Source organism: Streptomyces sp. NPDC057565 (genome assembly GCF_042801455.1).
GTDB classification, from domain to species: Bacteria; Actinomycetota; Actinomycetes; order Streptomycetales; family Streptomycetaceae; genus Streptomyces; species Streptomyces yanii.
This window is the reverse complement of the sequence record NZ_JBHVFU010000012.1, coordinates 83,664-98,848: the sequence shown is the minus strand read 5'-3', so window position 1 is coordinate 98,848 and position 15,185 is coordinate 83,664. Positions and strand designations below refer to the sequence as shown.

Sequence of the window (15,185 nt, the reverse complement as noted above, 5' to 3'; positions counted from 1 at the left end):
AGACGGGATACGCTCCAGAGCGCTCGCGGGATTGCCTTGTTCCAAAATTTCCTGCCCGAATCCGCCTGCCGTTCTCGCATGGACGGATGCCGAGCTCCACTGCCGTCTCCATGGCCACGTACCCCGGTCGCACCGCTCCCAGGCCCCATCGACAACGGAGGTCCGGCGGCCCCGACGACGCGCCGACCCGGCTGCTGCTCGAGTACGGGCACCGCCGCCTTCGCGACACGAAGGAAGCCGCGCTCGACCTCGCGCTGACGGAGCGCCAGATCGCTGTCCGCACCGCGATCCAGGTTCTGGGGCAGCTCCACGGCCACTTCGCCCCCAGCATGCTCGCTGCCGGTTTCGTCGCGATCGAGGACAGTTGCCGGAGGGATGAGCTCGCCGGACACCACGCCGAGGTGATAGCCGCCCTGCGCGCTTACGCCCGCGCCATCACCGGCCGCGACCCGGCAGACAGCCCCTGACACGCGTCCGGGCCGGCCGTCGACCGCATCGAAGAGATCGCGAGACCATCCGCAACCGTCTCGGCGACGCTCCGGTCACCCTGCCCGGTCCCTCGCTGACCGGCTCTGCCGCAGGTCGTCCGTTCGCCGCAGCGGGCGGCGAACGGGCACTCCTCAGACGCCCCGTCCCTCGTTCGCAACCCCGGTACGGCGACCTCTTCGAACACCACGCCGCGCCGTTTGAGCTCCGACACGACTGTCTCGATGTCGTCCTCGGCTCCGCACCATTTCGGCACGCATCGTGGGGCTTTCGAGGCAGAAGTACGTCGATTGCTCCGGGAGCGCTCCCCGTCGAGCCGGTTCTCCGAACTCCGGCCGAGCACCGAGGTCTTCGTCCGGTGGAAAGGCCCCGCCGAGCTGTGATCAGGCGGCCGGTGGCATGAGCTGCGACTCTTCGCCCGGCCCGCCGTCTATCAGAAGCCGGGGGTGCTGTCGTCGCGGCAGGTGACGTCGGGCCTCGTGTTCACTGACCACATGTGCGTGCACTGCGGACACTGAAGGTGAACGACCGGTCCCTTGGTGGATATCAAGTAGCGCCAGTGATCAGCGCAGTTGCGGCGGTCTGCGCAGGTCCCGCAATGGCGGGCGTCGTCGCAGACGGGGCAGGCCATCCAGGCACGGCGGGCCACGTCCGCCTGTGGGTCAATGGGCAGCCTCACGGCCCGGCTCCTTTCCTGGCAGGACACCGGCCGCCACCAGCAGGTCGTAGGTGCGCTGCTGCTCGGCGTCCAGGCCCGAGTAGAGCAGTGCGTACGCCTCGTCCTCGCCCTGGAGAACGGCGACCGGGTCCCAGTCGGGCCCGAGTGCGGCCATGACCTCGGCCCGGCGCCGGGCTTCGTCCAAGGTCAGATCGATCGTGAAAGGTATGAGATCGGTGGGATCTTCCTTGTTCATGGCCATACTTCCGATGCGCTGATGGAATCCCACATGTACCAGGCGACCACAGCAAGGGGGAAGGGTGACCTAAGTTGCTCTGGGGCGACGTAGCGCCCGGCCCATCAGCGAGGAACCCTCGGATCGGCCGACAGGGGTGGGGCGTTGCGGGCGCCAGAGCCCCGACGACTGACCCGGTCCCCGTACAGCGCTGTGACGCACTTCATGGCCTGCCTCACGCAATGGACTGCGACCCGGCCCTGGGGAGGTGGGGCCGACGGGCCGGGTCCGCCGGGGTGCTGTCGCGTCGTGACCCGGCGGTCAAGGCCCTCGGCACTGCGCCCGGCCGCGCACCGAGTGCGGAGCCCGGGACCGGCGCCTGTCCCACCTGCCGACAACCCTCCCCGAGGCAGCCCTGCGTACGGCGCCGCCCGGCAGAGCCCTACTAGACTTTCGCGACCGCATTCCCGCCGGAACCGGACGCCGCAGCCCACTCAAGCGGTGCGGCGCATGCCAACGCAATCACGGCTAAGAGCTTGCATATGCAAGGAATATGTAACTATCTTGACGCGTATGCAATCCTACACAATCGGGCAGGCGGCCCGTCTGTTGGGCGTGAGCCCGGATACCGCGCGGCGGTGGGCGGATGCAGGCCGGGTGGCCACGCATCGGGACAAGGGTGGACGCCGGCTCATCGACGGCAGGGATCTGGCCGCCTTCTCGATCGAGGTCGCCAGGACCGGTGGCGGCGAGGAGGACACCTCGTACACCTCTGTCCGCAACGCCTTTCCGGGCATCGTCACCGCCGTCAAGCTCGGCGATGTCGCGGCCCAGGTGGAGATCCAGGCCGGGCCGCACCGGCTGGTCTCGCTGCTGACCCGGGAGGCCGTGGAGGAACTGGGGCTGGAGGTCGGCGTGGAGGCCACCGCCCGCGTGAAGTCGACCAGCGTGCACATCGACCGCACCTGAGCGGACACGTACTTACGGCGGCCGGGGCCACGCGTTCACCGAGTGGGAGCGCGCCCGGCAGTGCGTCGACGGTGGCGGGTCACCGTGCGGCGCCATGTCGGCTGCGGCGGATGAAAGGCCGGCACCGACACCCGCTCGAGCCCTCCAGGTCGTACGGCCGGGCCATGCGGTCCGCGTCGCCACCGGCGTGCGCTTCACGGAGCTTTCGCCGACCCGCGACCGGGTGTGGCCGGCCCTGGATGCGGTGGGTGCGGTGGCTGCGCGTCAGCCGGGGGTGAGCAGCCCCTCACGGAGCTGTCGAAACCCCACCGGGTTCGTCTCGCCGGTGTCACGTCCACGCCGTGTAGCCGCCGTCCACGCGTATCGCGCTGATGCCGCTGATGTGCCGGGCGCCGCAGCGGTCCCGCGGCAGCACGAGCTGCGGGCCGGCCCCGACAAGCGGGGTGTCGTCGACGCTGACCGCAAGCAGGACGGACGCACGGCCGAAGTCGGGGTCGATCTCCGCCCAGGACAGGACGGCGTGATGGCCGTCCGCGCCCGTCACGGCGATCAGGAAGCGCAGGCGGTCCTTGCGTCGGACGGGGTCGAAGGCGGGGCCGGCGTCGGACAGGACATCGTGCAGCAGCGGTCCTGCGAAGCAATGGTGCTGGATTCCGCTGGTGGCGCACTCAAAGCTCACCTGTACCCGGTGCTGGGGCCAGGCGAGCAGGTCGGGCACCGACAGCCGGGCCGGCCGCGCGAGGTCGCCGGACAGGGCGACCTCTGCCACCGGATCGACGGCCGGAAGGGAACGACTCACGGGCTACCACCTCCCGGATGTCGATACCCGGGCAGCAGTCCCGTATAAACGCACATGCCCACCATCATCTCCAGACAGTCCAGCTCATGCGATGCCACAGGAGACTTCCACCTTGTATCTGCGGCAGTATGATCTGCACATGCACCTACCGGGTCGGGGAAGCAGCCGCCTCGATGCGAGCGTCGGCACACTGCGGCGCCGGGTCGGGGCGGACCTTTGCAGGCCGAGCGTGACGAGCTGGGCCGACGGATGATCCACAGGCCGGAACCGGCTTCCTGCGCCCGGGAGTTGCACCGCGCCGAGCGGACGAACAACGGATCCTCGGCGCGCCACCGCCTTGCCGGGATCGTCACCGACGTGATCCTCGGAGATGTGTCGGCGCGGGTGGGGATCCAGCCCGGGCCGTTCCGGGTGGTGTCCGTCCTCAGCCGACACCCGGCTGAGGAACTGGCGCCGGAGCCTGATGCTCCGGCGGTTGCCGTGATCAAGTCGACCCCATGGGTCGTCGAGAGGCCGTGGAAGAGTCCGACGGACTCTTCCGGAAGAAACCAGAGGGAGTAGACCCCGTGATGACCCGTTCCGCACGCCGGACCCGCCGGACGCTGCAGGTGGCCGGGGCAGGCGCCGCTGCGCTGCTGGCACTGAGCGCCTGCTCCTCGTCCGACAACTCCTCGGCCGAGCCGGACTCCTCGGCGTCCACGGGCTCGTCGAAGAAGCTCTCCGGCACGGTGACCGTCTTCGCCGCCGCCTCGCTCAAGGAGAGCTTCACGACCCTGGGCAAGGGTTTCGAGAAGACCCACCCGGGTACGAAGGTAACCTTCAACTTCGGCGGGAGCGACACCCTCGCCGCCAGCATCACCGGTGGCGCCCCGGCCGACGTCTTCGCCGCCGCCAGCCCGAAGACGATGGCGATCGTCACCGACGCGAAGGACGCGGTCGGCACGCCGTCCACCTTCGTGCGCAACCAGCTGGAGATCGCGACCCTGCCGGGCAACCCCGACAAGGTCTCCTCCCTCAAGGACCTCACCAAGTCCGGCCTCAAGGTCGTGCTGTGCGACAGGACGGTGCCGTGCGGGGCGGCCGCGCAGAAGGCGCTGGAGGCCAGCAGGCTCGAGCTCACCCCGGTCTCGTACGAGCAGGACGTCAAGAGCGCCCTGACCAAGGTGGAACTGAAGGAGGCGGACGCCGCCGTGGTCTACAGGACCGATGTGAAGGCGGCGGGTGACAGGGTGGAGGGCGTGGAGTTCCCCGAGTCCACCGAGGCCATCAACGACTACCCGATCACGCTGCTCAAGGGCGCGCCCAACGCCGACGCGGCGAAGGCGTTCATCGCGCTGGTGCAGTCCGCCGAGGGCCAGAAGGTCCTGACGGCGGCCGGGTTCCTCAAGCCGTGACCGCGCTGGACAAGTCCGGCGCCGCGGACGAGCTCCTCGCGGGTGGCAAGGCCCGCGGGGACGGGCCGCGGCGCCGGCGCGTGCGGGCGGACGCCCGGGGCAGGGTGCCTCTGCCTCTTCTGCTGCCCGCGCTCGTCGGCCTGGCGTTTCTGTCGCTGCCACTGATCGCCCTTCTCGTACGGGCTCCCTGGCGCAGCCTGCCGGACCAGCTGACCAGCACGGAGGTGTGGCAAGCCCTCCAGTTGTCCCTGGTGTGCGCGACCGCGGCGACCGGGGTGAGCCTGGTGCTGGGCGTGCCGCTGGCCTGGCTTCTGGCGCGCACGGACTTCCCGGGGCGGGGTTTCGTACGGGCCCTGGTGACGCTGCCGCTCGTCCTGCCGCCCGTGGTGGGTGGTGTGGCACTGCTGCTGGCGCTGGGGCGCAACGGTGTCGTGGGGCAGTGGCTGGACTCGGCCTTCGGGATCACGCTGCCGTTCACGACGGCGGGAGTGGTTGTCGCGGAGGCATTCGTGGCGATGCCGTTTCTCGTCATCAGCGTGGAGGGCACCCTACGGGCGGCCGATCCCCGGTACGAGGAGGCCGCCACCACGCTGGGCGCCTCCCGCTTCACCGCGTTCCGCCGGGTCACCCTGCCGCTGATCGCACCGGGCATCGCAGCGGGTTCCGTGCTGGCGTGGGCCCGCGCGCTCGGCGAGTTCGGCGCGACGATCACCTTCGCGGGCAACTTTCCCGGCCGTACGCAGACCATGCCGCTGGCCGTCTACCTCGCCCTCCAGAACGACCCGGCCGCCGCCATCGCGCTGAGCCTGGTCCTGCTCGCCGTGTCGATCGCGGTCCTGGCCGGACTGCGGGACCGTTGGATGACGGCCTCATGACCCGAACCGCCCGTGAGCCGCTCGCAGTCCGCCCGGGATCGCCGAGGCGCCGGACCGCCGACGCTTCCCTTCCTGTTCCCCCACCGCGCAACCGCTGGACGAACCCCTCATGACGGACATCGACGACGCCACGGGCAGCCTCCCCGCCACGGACGCATCCGCCGCGGGCCTGGACGCCCATCTGGTCGTCAACCACGGCGCCTTCCACCTCGACGTGGCGCTGACGGCCGCGCCCGGCGACGTCGTGGCCCTCCTCGGACCCAACGGCGCGGGCAAGACCACCGCCCTGCGCGCGCTCGCAGGTCTCACCCCACTCATCGGCGGTCATCTGCGTCTCGACGGCGTCGCGCTGGACCGTACGCCGCCCGAGTCCCGTCCGGTCGGCGTCGTCTTCCAGGACTACCTGCTCTTCCCGCACCTCTCCGCCCTCGACAACATCGCATTCGGCCCCCGCTGCCAGGGCGCGTCCAAGGCCGAGGCACGCGCGCAGGCCGCCGAGTGGCTGGACCGCATGGGCCTCGCCGACCACGCCGGCGCCAAACCCCGCCGACTCTCCGGCGGCCAGGCCCAGCGCGTCGCCCTCGCCCGCGCTCTGGCCACCCACCCCCGCCTGCTGCTGCTCGACGAACCGCTGGCCGCGCTCGACGCCCGCACCCGCCTCGATGTACGCGCCCAACTCCGCCGCCACCTCGCCGACTTCGAGGCAGTCGCCGTGCTGGTCACGCACGATCCGCTGGACGCCATGGTGCTGGCCGACCGGTTGGTCGTCATCGAGCACGGCCGGGTCGTCCAGGAGGGCACCCCTTCCGACATCGCCCGCCATCCGCGTACCGACTACATCGCCCAACTGGTCGGCCTGAACCTCTACAAGGGGCTGGCCGAGGGCCACACCGTACAGCTCGACTCCGGCCCGGCGATCACCACCACCGAGGATCTCACCGGCCCCGCCTTCGTCGCGTTCCCGCCCGGCGCAGTCACCCTCCATCGCGACCGGCCCACCGGCTCCAGCGCCCGCAACCTGTGGCACTGCGAGGTCACCGGACTCGAAACGCACGGCGACCAGATCCGCGCGGACCTCACCGGCGAGCTCCCCCTCGCTGCCGACCTGACCACGGTCGCCGCAGCCGAACTCGACCTCCATCCGGGAGCCCCGGTCTGGGCCGCGGTCAAGGCCGCACAGACGCACGCATACCCAGCCTGACGCAGCGCTCGTCCCAACCGAGGCCGGAAACCCCGAGCGCCGGGGATTCAAGGCCCGGCACATCCGTGACTTTCGGGCAGCCCCGACCTGCCAGGCACTCCGCTGCCCGCCATCTGCGCCGCCCCGTCCAGGATCGGGCCCACGCCACTCGTATGCAGTAGGGCGAGAACCGTGTGCAGCTCATCGCCGTCGTATTCGGCAGGAACGTGCATGAGGAATGAAATCGGGCGGCGATCGCTCCGCTCTCCCGACGCCAGGACTCTTGGCAGCGAGGACCCCCGGGTGCCGCCAAGAGTCGCAGCCGCGTCGATGTGATCGAGTTCGAGTGGCAGCCCGACGGTGAGCAGCAGAGACTGGGCAACGGTTTAGGAACTGGACAACAGATCCCGGCCTCGGAATTCCGGATTGCTCGCTCCGGCCATCGAAAAGCGCGAGTGTCAGAGCGCCGACCATCATGGTCGATGGCGCTCGAATGTTTCTCAAGGAGCTCGCATGGAGGAGAAATCCGTCGACGTCTTGACGCCTGGGTCGGATGAATCTGCGATCGACGAGCGCAGGTACACCGGCCCGAGTACCGGCATCGAGACAAACCTCGCCGAGGTGCTGGCTGACGTCATGGGCGTCGAGAGGGTGTCGGTCGACAGTCATTTCTTCGATGACCTCGGCGCCAACTCTTTGGTGATGGCTCATTTCTGTGCACGGGTCAGGAAACGGACGGACCTCCCCTCGGCGTCGATGAAGGATATCTACCGGCACCCCACGATCCGAAGTCTGGCGACGGGACTCGCGGACGCCGCAACCACCCCTTCCGAGCCGCAGGTCCCGGTGTCGACCGAGGTGGTTCCCCCTGCCGGAACGGTCCGGTACGCCCTCTGCGGAACGCTGCAGTTCCTGCTTTTCCTGGGATATTCCTTCCTCGCCGGACTTTTTGCCGACCGAGGCTATGCATGGGTCTCCGCCGGCTCGGATGTGATCGGCATCTACCTGCGATCGTTCGTCTTCGGTGGCGTCGGCTTCGTCGGCCTGTGCACCTTCCCGATCGTGGCCAAATGGCTCCTCATCGGTCGGTGGAAATCACGCGAATTCCCGGTCTGGGGTCTGACGTATCTGCGCTTCTGGACCATCAAGGTGCTGATCCACGCCAACCCGATGATTTTCTTCGTCGGCAATCCCCTGTACGTGCTTTACCTGCGCGCCCTGGGCGCGCGGATCGGCAAGGGAGTCACGATCCTCTCCCGCAACGTTCCGGTCTGCACCGACCTGCTGACGATCGGCGCCGGCACGGTGATCCGCAAAGACTCGTTCTTCCTCTGCTACCGGGCAGACGCCGGCCGTATCCGGACCGGCAGGGTCACCCTCGGCCGGGACGTGTTCATCGGCGAGAAGACCGTGCTCGACATCGACACGTCGATGGGCGACGGCGCACAACTCGGCCACACGTCCACGCTGTACAGCGGCCAGGTGGTCCCGGACGGCCAGCGCCGGCACGGATCACCGGCACAGCTCACCGAGCACGACTACCTGAGGATCCGGCCGGCCAAGTGCGGCACGCTGCGTCGGGCCGGCTTCGGTCTCCTCACCGTGCTTCAGCTGTTCCTCCTCTACGTGCCGCTGACTGTCGGGGGCGCGTACATGCTGGTGACCCTGGTTCCGGCGCTGCACAACCGGCTGAGCCCGGGTGCTTTGGGGTTCACCTCGCCGGATCTCTACATCGACGCGCTGATCCTTTCCTTCGTGCTGTTCTTCGGCTTCGTCGTCGTGGGCCTTGCCGTCCTGTTCACCGTCCCGCGCCTGCTGAACCTGGCCGTCGAACCGGACAAGGTCTATCCGCTGTACGGGTTTCACTACTCGATACACCGGGCGATCGGGCGCATGACCAACATCAAGTTCTTCACCTGGCTGTTCGGGGACAGCTCCTACATCGTCCCCTACATGCGCGGCCTCGGATACGACTTGTCCCAGGTCGAGCAGACCGGGTCGAACTTCGGCACGGAAGTGCAACACGAGTCCCCGTATCTGTGCTCTGTCGGCAGTGGAACGATGGTCGCCGACGGGCTCTCCATCATCAACGCCGACTTCTCGAGCACCTCCTTCCGGGTGTCCCGGGCCTCGATCGGGGCACACAACTTCCTCGGCAACAACATCGCCTATCCCTCAGGGGCCAAGACGGGTGAGAACTGCCTCCTCGCGACGAAGGTGATGGTTCCGCTCGACGGCGAGGTGCGGGAGGGGGTGGGCCTGCTCGGCTCGCCGTGCTTCGAGATTCCCCGGTCGGTCGAGCGCGACTCCCGGTTCGACGGTCTCCGGGCCGGTGACGAGTTGCGCCGCAACCTCGCCGCAAAGAACCGCTACAACATCCGCTCGATGATCCTCTTCCTGCTCGTGCGGTGGCTGCATTTCTTCGTGCTCACGATGCTCGGCCTGGCGAACGTCGATCTGTACGACTCCTACGGGCATGCGCTGATCCCCGTGTTCCTGGTGTTCAGCCTTGGGTTCACCGCGGTCTACTTCGTACTGGTGGAGCGCGGTATCGCGGCATTCCGCGCGCTGCGACCGCAGTTGTGTTCCATCTACGACCCGTACTTCTGGTGGCACGAGCGCCTCTGGAAGGTGCCTGACAAGTACCTCGACGTCTTCAACGGCACCCCTTTCAAGAACGTGATCTGGCGGATGCTGGGGGTTCGGATCGGCAGCAGGGTCTTTGATGACGGCTGCTATCTGACGGAGCGGACGCTCACCACCATCGGAAGCGACTGCACGCTCAATGCCGGAAGCAAGATCCAGTGCCACTCGCAGGAGGACGGCACCTTCAAGTCCGATCGCAGCACCATCGGTGCCGGCTGCACCCTCGGCGTGGGAGCCCACGTCCACTACGGCGTGACGATGGGCGACGGAGCGGTGCTCGCCCCGGACTCCTTTCTCATGAAAGGCGAGGAAGTCCCGCAGCACGCGTGCTGGGGAGGAAATCCCGCCACGGAAATGCGAGATGCCCCCTGTCAGCCCGAGGCACTGACGCAGAAGGCGTAGCAGCGCCGCCCTTGTCGGCGCCGAACAGCTCGGTGGCGACGGTGAATGGAGAGGGACGACCAGATGGGAACGCACGTGCAGGCCGACCGGGAGTTCTGGCGCGCTGTGCTCGTCGCCGGTGAATTCACCGCAATACCGCGGTGGACGCTCAATCCGATGACGGGCGTCGGCGAACACGAGGCGACGATCCCGGACGACGTCGTGGCAGCGTTGGGCCGGCTGGCCGAGAACCTGGCGATGCCACTCGACTCGGTACTGCTGGCCGCGCACGCCAAGGTACTCGCCGCGCTGTCCGGCGAGCACGAGGTCGCGACCGGTTACGTCACGGCGGAAGGCAGCCGGCCGCTGCCCTGCCGACTGACGACCGAACCCCTCTCGTGGCGGACGCTGTTGCTGGACACCCATCGAGTCGCGTCGGATCTGCTGGCGCACAAGGACTTTCCGGTCGATGAGCTCAGGCGCGAACTGGGCCTGGCCGAACCGTCGATGGAGACCGTGTTCGATCCGCACGGCTCGGGCGGCGAACTCGCCGGTGACACCGTGCTGCGGGTGGGATTTTCGCAATGCCGCGGTCGGCTCGTGCTGCGGCTGCGGTACCGGACCGACGCGCTCGACGCGGACTGCGCCGTCAGGATCGCCGGATACCATCTCACCGCGCTCGCACTGATCGCCGCCGATCCGGACGCCGAACACGGGCGGCAGAGCCTGCTCTCCTCCGAGGAACTCCGCTTCCAGATCGAGGCGCTCGCCGGTCCGCGCCGGGAGCTCCCGGACCACCGGTTCCACGAGTTGTTCGAGCAGCGGGTGGCGGCACACCCGGACGCCGTCGCGGCGGCCCACGGAGAGCGGCAGCTGACGTATCGGGAACTGAACGCGCGTGCCAACCGGTTGGGACGGGCCTTGCTGGCGCGGGGGCTTCGCCCCGAGGGTGTCGTCGCGGTGGTGACCGAGCGCAACCTGGACTGGATGGCCGCCGTGCTCGCGGTCTTCAAGGCCGGCGGCGTGTACCTGCCCATCGAGCCGCATTTCCCGGCCGATCGCCTCGCAACCATGCTCTCCCGCGCCGCATGCGAGCTCGTGCTGACCGAGCCCGGCAGCACTTCCACGCTCGACCAGGCCCTCGAATCGCTGTCCGGCGTCCAGAAGCTCTTCGTCGGCGCAGCCTACGAGGAGAACCATGCCGACGACGATCTGGGCCTCCGCGTCGCACCGGACCAGCTCGCCTACATCTATTTCACCTCGGGATCCACCGGGGAGCCCAAGGGCGCGATGTGCGAGCACGCGGGCATGCTCAACCACCTCTACGCCAAGATCGACGACCTGGGGATCGGCGAGGGACAGGTGGTCGCCCAGACCGCACCCCAGTGCTTCGACATCTCGCTGTGGCAACTGGTGTCCGGGCTCCTGGTCGGGGGGCGGACCCTGCTGGTGGAGCAGGAGGTGATCCTCGACGTCCGACGGTTCGTCGACGAGATCGTTGACGGCCGGGTCGCCGTCCTCCAGGTCGTACCCTCCTACCTGGACGTCGTCGTGTCGTGTCTGACGCAGCACCCCCGCGAGCTGCCGGACCTGCGGTGCGTGTCGGTCACCGGCGAGGCGCTGAAGAAGGAGCTCACGCAGCGCTGGTTCGCCGCCCAGCCCGGAATCAAGCTGATCAACGCCTACGGACTGACCGAGACGTCGGACGACACCAACCACGAGGTCATGGACCGCGTGCCCGACGGGGACCGCGTCCTGCTGGGTCCCGCGGTCAACAACGTGCACGTCTATGTCGTCGACGAGCACCTGACCCCGGTGCCGCTCGGCGCTCCCGGTCTGATCGTCTTCTCCGGTGTCTGCGTCGGCCGCGGATACGTCAACGACCCCGAGCGCACCCGGCAGGCCTACCTGGCCGATCCGCACCGTGCGGGCGCCCGGCTCTACCGGGGCGGCGACTACGGCCGCTGGCAGCCCGAGGGCAAGCTGGAGTTCCTCGGCCGCCGGGACACGCAGGTGAAGATTCGTGGCTTCCGGATCGAGATCGGCGAGATCGAGAACACCCTGTTGCGGGTGCCCGGTGTGCGCGACGGTGCAGTGGTGGTCACCGAGCGGGCCGATCAGAGCAAGCACCTGGTGGCGTTCTATTCCGGTCGGCGGCCACTCGAGGAAGACGTCCTGCTGGACCGGCTCGGTGAGTCGCTGCCCGATTACATGGTCCCGTCGGCCTTCCACTGGCGCGAAAGTCTGCCCCTGACGGCCAACAGCAAGATCGACAGGAAGACTTTGCAGGCGCTCGCCGGAGAACTCGGCCTCGTCCAGGACGAGTACCGCGCACCGAATACGCCGACCGAACAGCAGCTGGCGGCCGCGTGGGCGAAGGTGCTCGGCATCCCCCAGGACCAGATCGGACGGCGGGACCACTTCTTCGACCGGGGCGGCACGTCGCTGTCGGCAGTGAAGCTGGCGATCACCCTGGACCGTGCGGTGTCCCTCAAGGACGTCACCCGTCACCCGATCCTGGCCGATCTGGCCGGGCTGGTCGACGGCAGGTCCGAGCTGCGCTCCGGGCGCTCCGGGCTGCTTCAGTCACTGTCGGAATCGGACGGTACGCAGGGCGCTGCCCTGGTGTGCTTCCCCTACGCCGGCGGCAACGCGGTGAACTTCCAGCCGATGGCCGGAGCGATGCCGAGCGGCGGGCCGGCGGTCTACGCGGTCGAGCTGCCCGGTCACGACATGGCTGCCGGGAGCGAGCCGTTCGCGCCGATGGCACAGGTGGTCGAGCAGGTCGTCGTCGAGATCATCCGGCGTGGCCTGACCAGGGTCCTGCTCTGGGGCCACTCCTCGGGCGCCGCGTCGGCCGTGGAGACAGCCAGGAAGCTGCAGGAGCGCGGGGTGGACGTCCAGCGGGTGTTCCTCGGCGCGCAGCTGCTCGGCAACACCACCGACCGACGCGCCGGCATCACAGAGCTGACCGGGCGCAGCGACCCCGAGATCACCGGCATGCTGAGCGCGGACGGCGGGTACCCCGAGCTCGGTGAGCTGGATGCACAGCACGCCGAGCGCATCGGTGCCGCCTACCGGCACGACTGCCTGTCCGCACACCGCTATTTCGCCGACGCCCTGGACAACCCGCCGGTGCCGAAGTTGTCCGCGCCGGTCACCGTGGTCGTTGCCGCCGACGACCCGAGCACTGCGGAGTACTCACGTCGCCATCGCGACTGGCAGCTCCTCGCCGAGCAGGTCGACCTGCACGAACTCGCCGACGGCGGCCACTACTTCCTGCGTACCCGTCCCACCGAAGCGGCACGGGCCGTGCTGCGCGCCGCCGAACTGTTCGCTTCTCCCTGACCGGCAACTGAAAGGAACCGAGATGTCTTCCATATCCACGGCGTCGCCGCTCGACGTCGAACTCGAAACCGGCAAACCTCCTCTCCTCCGGGTCGAGGCCACCGGCGACGCGCCGAGCTGGGCGGCCGAGCACCGGGACGCGCTGCGCGCTGTCGTCGCCGAGCACGGTTCGGTCCTGGTCCGCGGTCTCGGGCTGCGCGACGTGGACGGGACCGGCGCCGTCTTCTCGGGACTGGCCACCGGTCTGATGACCGAGAAGGAGGTCTTCGCGCCCCGACGGACCTACTCCGACCGCGTGTACTCCTCATCGAAGTGGCCGCCGAACCAGCCGATGTGCATGCACCACGAACTGAGCTACACGCTTGAGTTCCCCGGCCTGATGATGTTCGCCTGTCTCGGCGCGCCCACCGCCGGCGGGGCAACCGCGGTGGCCGACTCACCGACCGTGCTCGACGCGCTGCCCGCCGACCTGACCGAGCGGTTCGAGCGGGAGGGCTGGCTGCTCACCCGCAGCTACAACGACGAGATCGGGGCCTCCGTCGCCGAGGCGTTCGGCACCGCGGACCGTGGCACCGTCGAGAGCTACTGCCGCGCCAACGCAATCACGTTCGAGTGGCAGCCCGACGGCGGACTGCGCACCAGACAGCGCCGCAGCGCCGTGGTGCGTCACCCGGTCACCGGCCGACGCTGCTGGTTCAACCAGATCGCGTTCCTCAACGAGTGGACGATGGCCCCCGAGGTGCGCGAGTACCTGGTCGACGTCTACGGCGCCGACGGGCTGCCGTTCAACACCCGCTTCGGCAACGGCGACCCGATCGGCGAGGACGTCGTGCAGCTGCTCAACAGCGTGTACGAGGCCAACACCGCGCGCGAGCCATGGCAGACCGGCGACCTGATGCTCGTCGACAATGTCCGCACCGCGCACAGCAGGGAGCCCTTCGAAGGACCGCGCGAGGTGCTCGTCGCCATGGCCGACCCGGTACGTCTGGCCGACTGCTCGCCGACCGTCGAGGTGACCGTGGGATGACCACCATCGGTTCCACCGCTGTGAAGTCCGCAATGTCCGCTCCGGTCACCGTGCCCCCGTTCGCCGTGATCTCCGGTGCCCAGGTACGGCGCGCATTGCACGGGCGCGAGAAACAGATCGTGGAGTTGGTCGAGGACACCTACCGGGTGCACGGCGCCGGTGATTCGGTGAACCCGCCGTCGTACTTCCTGCGCTTCCCCGACCGCCCGTCCTCACGGATCATCGCGCTGCCCGCCTCGATCGGCGGCGAGGTGGGGGTGGACGGGCTGAAATGGATCTCCAGCTTTCCGGAGAACGTGACGGCCGGCATCCCGAGGGCCTCCGCCGTGCTGATCCTCAACGACCGTGACACCGGCTACCCGTTCGCCTGCCTGGAAAGCTCGATCATCAGCGCCACCAGGACGGCCGCGTCGGCGGCATCGGCGGCCGACTGGCTCAGCCGCGACCGGCCGCGACCGACGCGTGTCGGCTTCGTCGGGGCGGGTCTGATCGCCCGTTACATCCACACCTTCCTGGCCGGCACCGGTTGGTCGTTCGACGAGATCGGTGTGCACGACCTGTCCGCCGACAGCGCGGCGGGCTTCCGGTGCTACCTGGAGCAGTCGGGGACCACCGGCCGGATCACCGTGCACGACAGCGCCGAGCAGCTGATCCGACACAGCGACCTGGTGGTCTTCGCCACCGTCGCCGGCCGGCCGCATGTCAGCGACCTGTCATGGTTCGCACACCATCCGCTGGTGCTGCACGTGTCGCTGCGCGATCTCGCGCCGGAGATCCTGCTCGCCTCGACCAACATCGTCGATGACATCGAACACTGCCTGAAGGCCGACACCTCGCCGCATCTGGCCGAGCAGCTCACCGGCAACCGGGACTTCCTGCACGGCACGTTGGACGACGTGATGGCCGGGCGGGTGACAGTGCCGGCGGACCGGACGGTGGTGTTCTCGCCCTTCGGCCTCGGGGTGCTCGACCTCGCAGTGGGCAAAGACGTCTACGACGAAGTGGTCCGCCGCGGAGAGTTGCACGTCGTCGACGACTTCTTCCACGAACTGAGCCGCTACGGATGAGTCGGCCCGGAGCCCAGGAGGCTTGTCCAGAACCCGTCCCAGGAGAGATCGCCGGTCAAGTCGCCGCAGGTCGGGGCGTACGAGACAGCGACCGCTGACGCAGGGCCCCGTCCGGCCCGG

Annotated in this window: 13 protein-coding genes; 10 read left to right on the top strand and 3 right to left on the bottom strand. The window is 68.8% G+C overall.

Translation table 11 applies throughout. The annotated features are described in order from the left end of the window. Positions 1-86: 86 nt before the first annotated feature. The gene (locus ACFU8W_RS22710; protein ID WP_384039995.1) at positions 87-467 is read left to right on the top strand and encodes a hypothetical protein; all 381 of its coding nucleotides are present in this window, start codon (positions 87-89) and stop codon (positions 465-467) included. Positions 468-919: 452 nt separating this feature from the next. Here ACFU8W_RS22710 and ACFU8W_RS22705 read toward each other — a convergent pair whose 3' ends face one another. Next, positions 920-1,165 (bottom strand): hypothetical protein, encoded by a 246-nt coding sequence (locus ACFU8W_RS22705; RefSeq protein ID WP_345510769.1) that lies wholly within the window; start codon positions 1,163-1,165, stop codon positions 920-922. After that, complete coding sequence (locus ACFU8W_RS22700) at positions 1,149-1,400, bottom strand: DUF6400 family protein (RefSeq protein WP_345510768.1); 252 nt, start codon at positions 1,398-1,400, stop codon at positions 1,149-1,151. The genes ACFU8W_RS22705 and ACFU8W_RS22700 overlap by 17 nt, the downstream gene beginning before the upstream one ends. 552 nt (positions 1,401-1,952) lie before the next feature. Between ACFU8W_RS22700 and ACFU8W_RS22695 the strand changes: the two genes are divergently transcribed. Beyond that, positions 1,953-2,348, top strand: coding sequence for a helix-turn-helix transcriptional regulator (locus ACFU8W_RS22695; protein ID WP_345510767.1), 396 nt, complete (start codon positions 1,953-1,955; stop codon positions 2,346-2,348). A gap of 328 nt (positions 2,349-2,676) precedes the next feature. On the opposite strand, the gene ACFU8W_RS22690 is transcribed toward ACFU8W_RS22695, so the two are convergent. Continuing rightward, complete coding sequence (locus tag ACFU8W_RS22690) at positions 2,677-3,147, bottom strand: molybdopterin-dependent oxidoreductase (protein WP_384039991.1); 471 nt, start codon at positions 3,145-3,147, stop codon at positions 2,677-2,679. Positions 3,148-3,396: 249 nt separating this feature from the next. Here ACFU8W_RS22690 and ACFU8W_RS22685 point away from each other — a divergent pair, with 249 nt between their 5' ends. The 8 genes from ACFU8W_RS22685 (at position 3,397) to sbnB (ending at position 15,065) form a co-directional block, all read left to right on the top strand. Further along, positions 3,397-3,708, top strand: a complete 312-nt coding sequence (locus ACFU8W_RS22685; protein ID WP_384039988.1) for a molybdopterin-binding protein — start codon at positions 3,397-3,399, stop codon at positions 3,706-3,708. An 8-nt stretch (positions 3,709-3,716) separates the two neighbouring features. Continuing rightward, positions 3,717-4,541 (top strand): molybdate ABC transporter substrate-binding protein, encoded by an 825-nt coding sequence (gene modA / locus ACFU8W_RS22680; protein WP_384039985.1) that lies wholly within the window; start codon positions 3,717-3,719, stop codon positions 4,539-4,541. Continuing rightward, positions 4,538-5,416, top strand: coding sequence for a molybdate ABC transporter permease subunit (gene modB, locus ACFU8W_RS22675; RefSeq protein ID WP_384039982.1), 879 nt, complete (start codon positions 4,538-4,540; stop codon positions 5,414-5,416). Before modA ends, modB begins: the two co-directional genes overlap by 4 nt. A gap of 109 nt (positions 5,417-5,525) precedes the next feature. Continuing rightward, entirely contained in the window at positions 5,526-6,617 is a 1,092-nt protein-coding gene (locus ACFU8W_RS22670) for an ABC transporter ATP-binding protein (RefSeq protein WP_384039979.1), read from the top strand. Positions 6,618-7,109: 492 nt separating this feature from the next. Continuing rightward, complete coding sequence (locus ACFU8W_RS22665; protein ID WP_384039976.1) at positions 7,110-9,644, top strand: Pls/PosA family non-ribosomal peptide synthetase; 2,535 nt, start codon at positions 7,110-7,112, stop codon at positions 9,642-9,644. Positions 9,645-9,707: 63 nt separating this feature from the next. Beyond that, positions 9,708-12,971, top strand: coding sequence for an amino acid adenylation domain-containing protein (locus tag ACFU8W_RS22660; protein WP_384039974.1), 3,264 nt, complete (start codon positions 9,708-9,710; stop codon positions 12,969-12,971). Between the two features lie 22 nt (positions 12,972-12,993). Then, positions 12,994-13,998: a TauD/TfdA family dioxygenase gene (locus ACFU8W_RS22655; RefSeq protein WP_384039971.1), complete on the top strand. Its 1,005-nt coding sequence runs from the start codon at positions 12,994-12,996 to the stop codon at positions 13,996-13,998. Further along, complete coding sequence (sbnB, locus tag ACFU8W_RS22650; protein WP_384039968.1) at positions 13,995-15,065, top strand: 2,3-diaminopropionate biosynthesis protein SbnB; 1,071 nt, start codon at positions 13,995-13,997, stop codon at positions 15,063-15,065. The genes ACFU8W_RS22655 and sbnB overlap by 4 nt, the downstream gene beginning before the upstream one ends. The last annotated feature ends 120 nt before the right edge of the window (positions 15,066-15,185 follow it).

Bases quoted from the DNA above. Each gene is read 5' to 3' on its own strand.
- modA (WP_384039985.1), top strand. From the start codon at position 3,717: ATGACCCGTTCCGCACGCCGGACCCGCCGGACGCTGCAGGTGGCCGGG.
- ACFU8W_RS22660 (WP_384039974.1), top strand. From the start codon at position 9,708: ATGGGAACGCACGTGCAGGCCGACCGGGAGTTCTGGCGCGCTGTGCTC.
- sbnB (WP_384039968.1), top strand. From the start codon at position 13,995: ATGACCACCATCGGTTCCACCGCTGTGAAGTCCGCAATGTCCGCTCCG.
- ACFU8W_RS22710 (WP_384039995.1), top strand. From the start codon at position 87: ATGCCGAGCTCCACTGCCGTCTCCATGGCCACGTACCCCGGTCGCACC.
- ACFU8W_RS22695 (WP_345510767.1), top strand. From the start codon at position 1,953: ATGCAATCCTACACAATCGGGCAGGCGGCCCGTCTGTTGGGCGTGAGC.
- ACFU8W_RS22665 (WP_384039976.1), top strand. From the start codon at position 7,110: ATGGAGGAGAAATCCGTCGACGTCTTGACGCCTGGGTCGGATGAATCT.
- ACFU8W_RS22685 (WP_384039988.1), top strand. From the start codon at position 3,397: ATGATCCACAGGCCGGAACCGGCTTCCTGCGCCCGGGAGTTGCACCGC.
- ACFU8W_RS22670 (WP_384039979.1), top strand. From the start codon at position 5,526: ATGACGGACATCGACGACGCCACGGGCAGCCTCCCCGCCACGGACGCA.
- ACFU8W_RS22700 (WP_345510768.1), bottom strand. From the start codon at position 1,400: ATGAACAAGGAAGATCCCACCGATCTCATACCTTTCACGATCGATCTG.
- ACFU8W_RS22655 (WP_384039971.1), top strand. From the start codon at position 12,994: ATGTCTTCCATATCCACGGCGTCGCCGCTCGACGTCGAACTCGAAACC.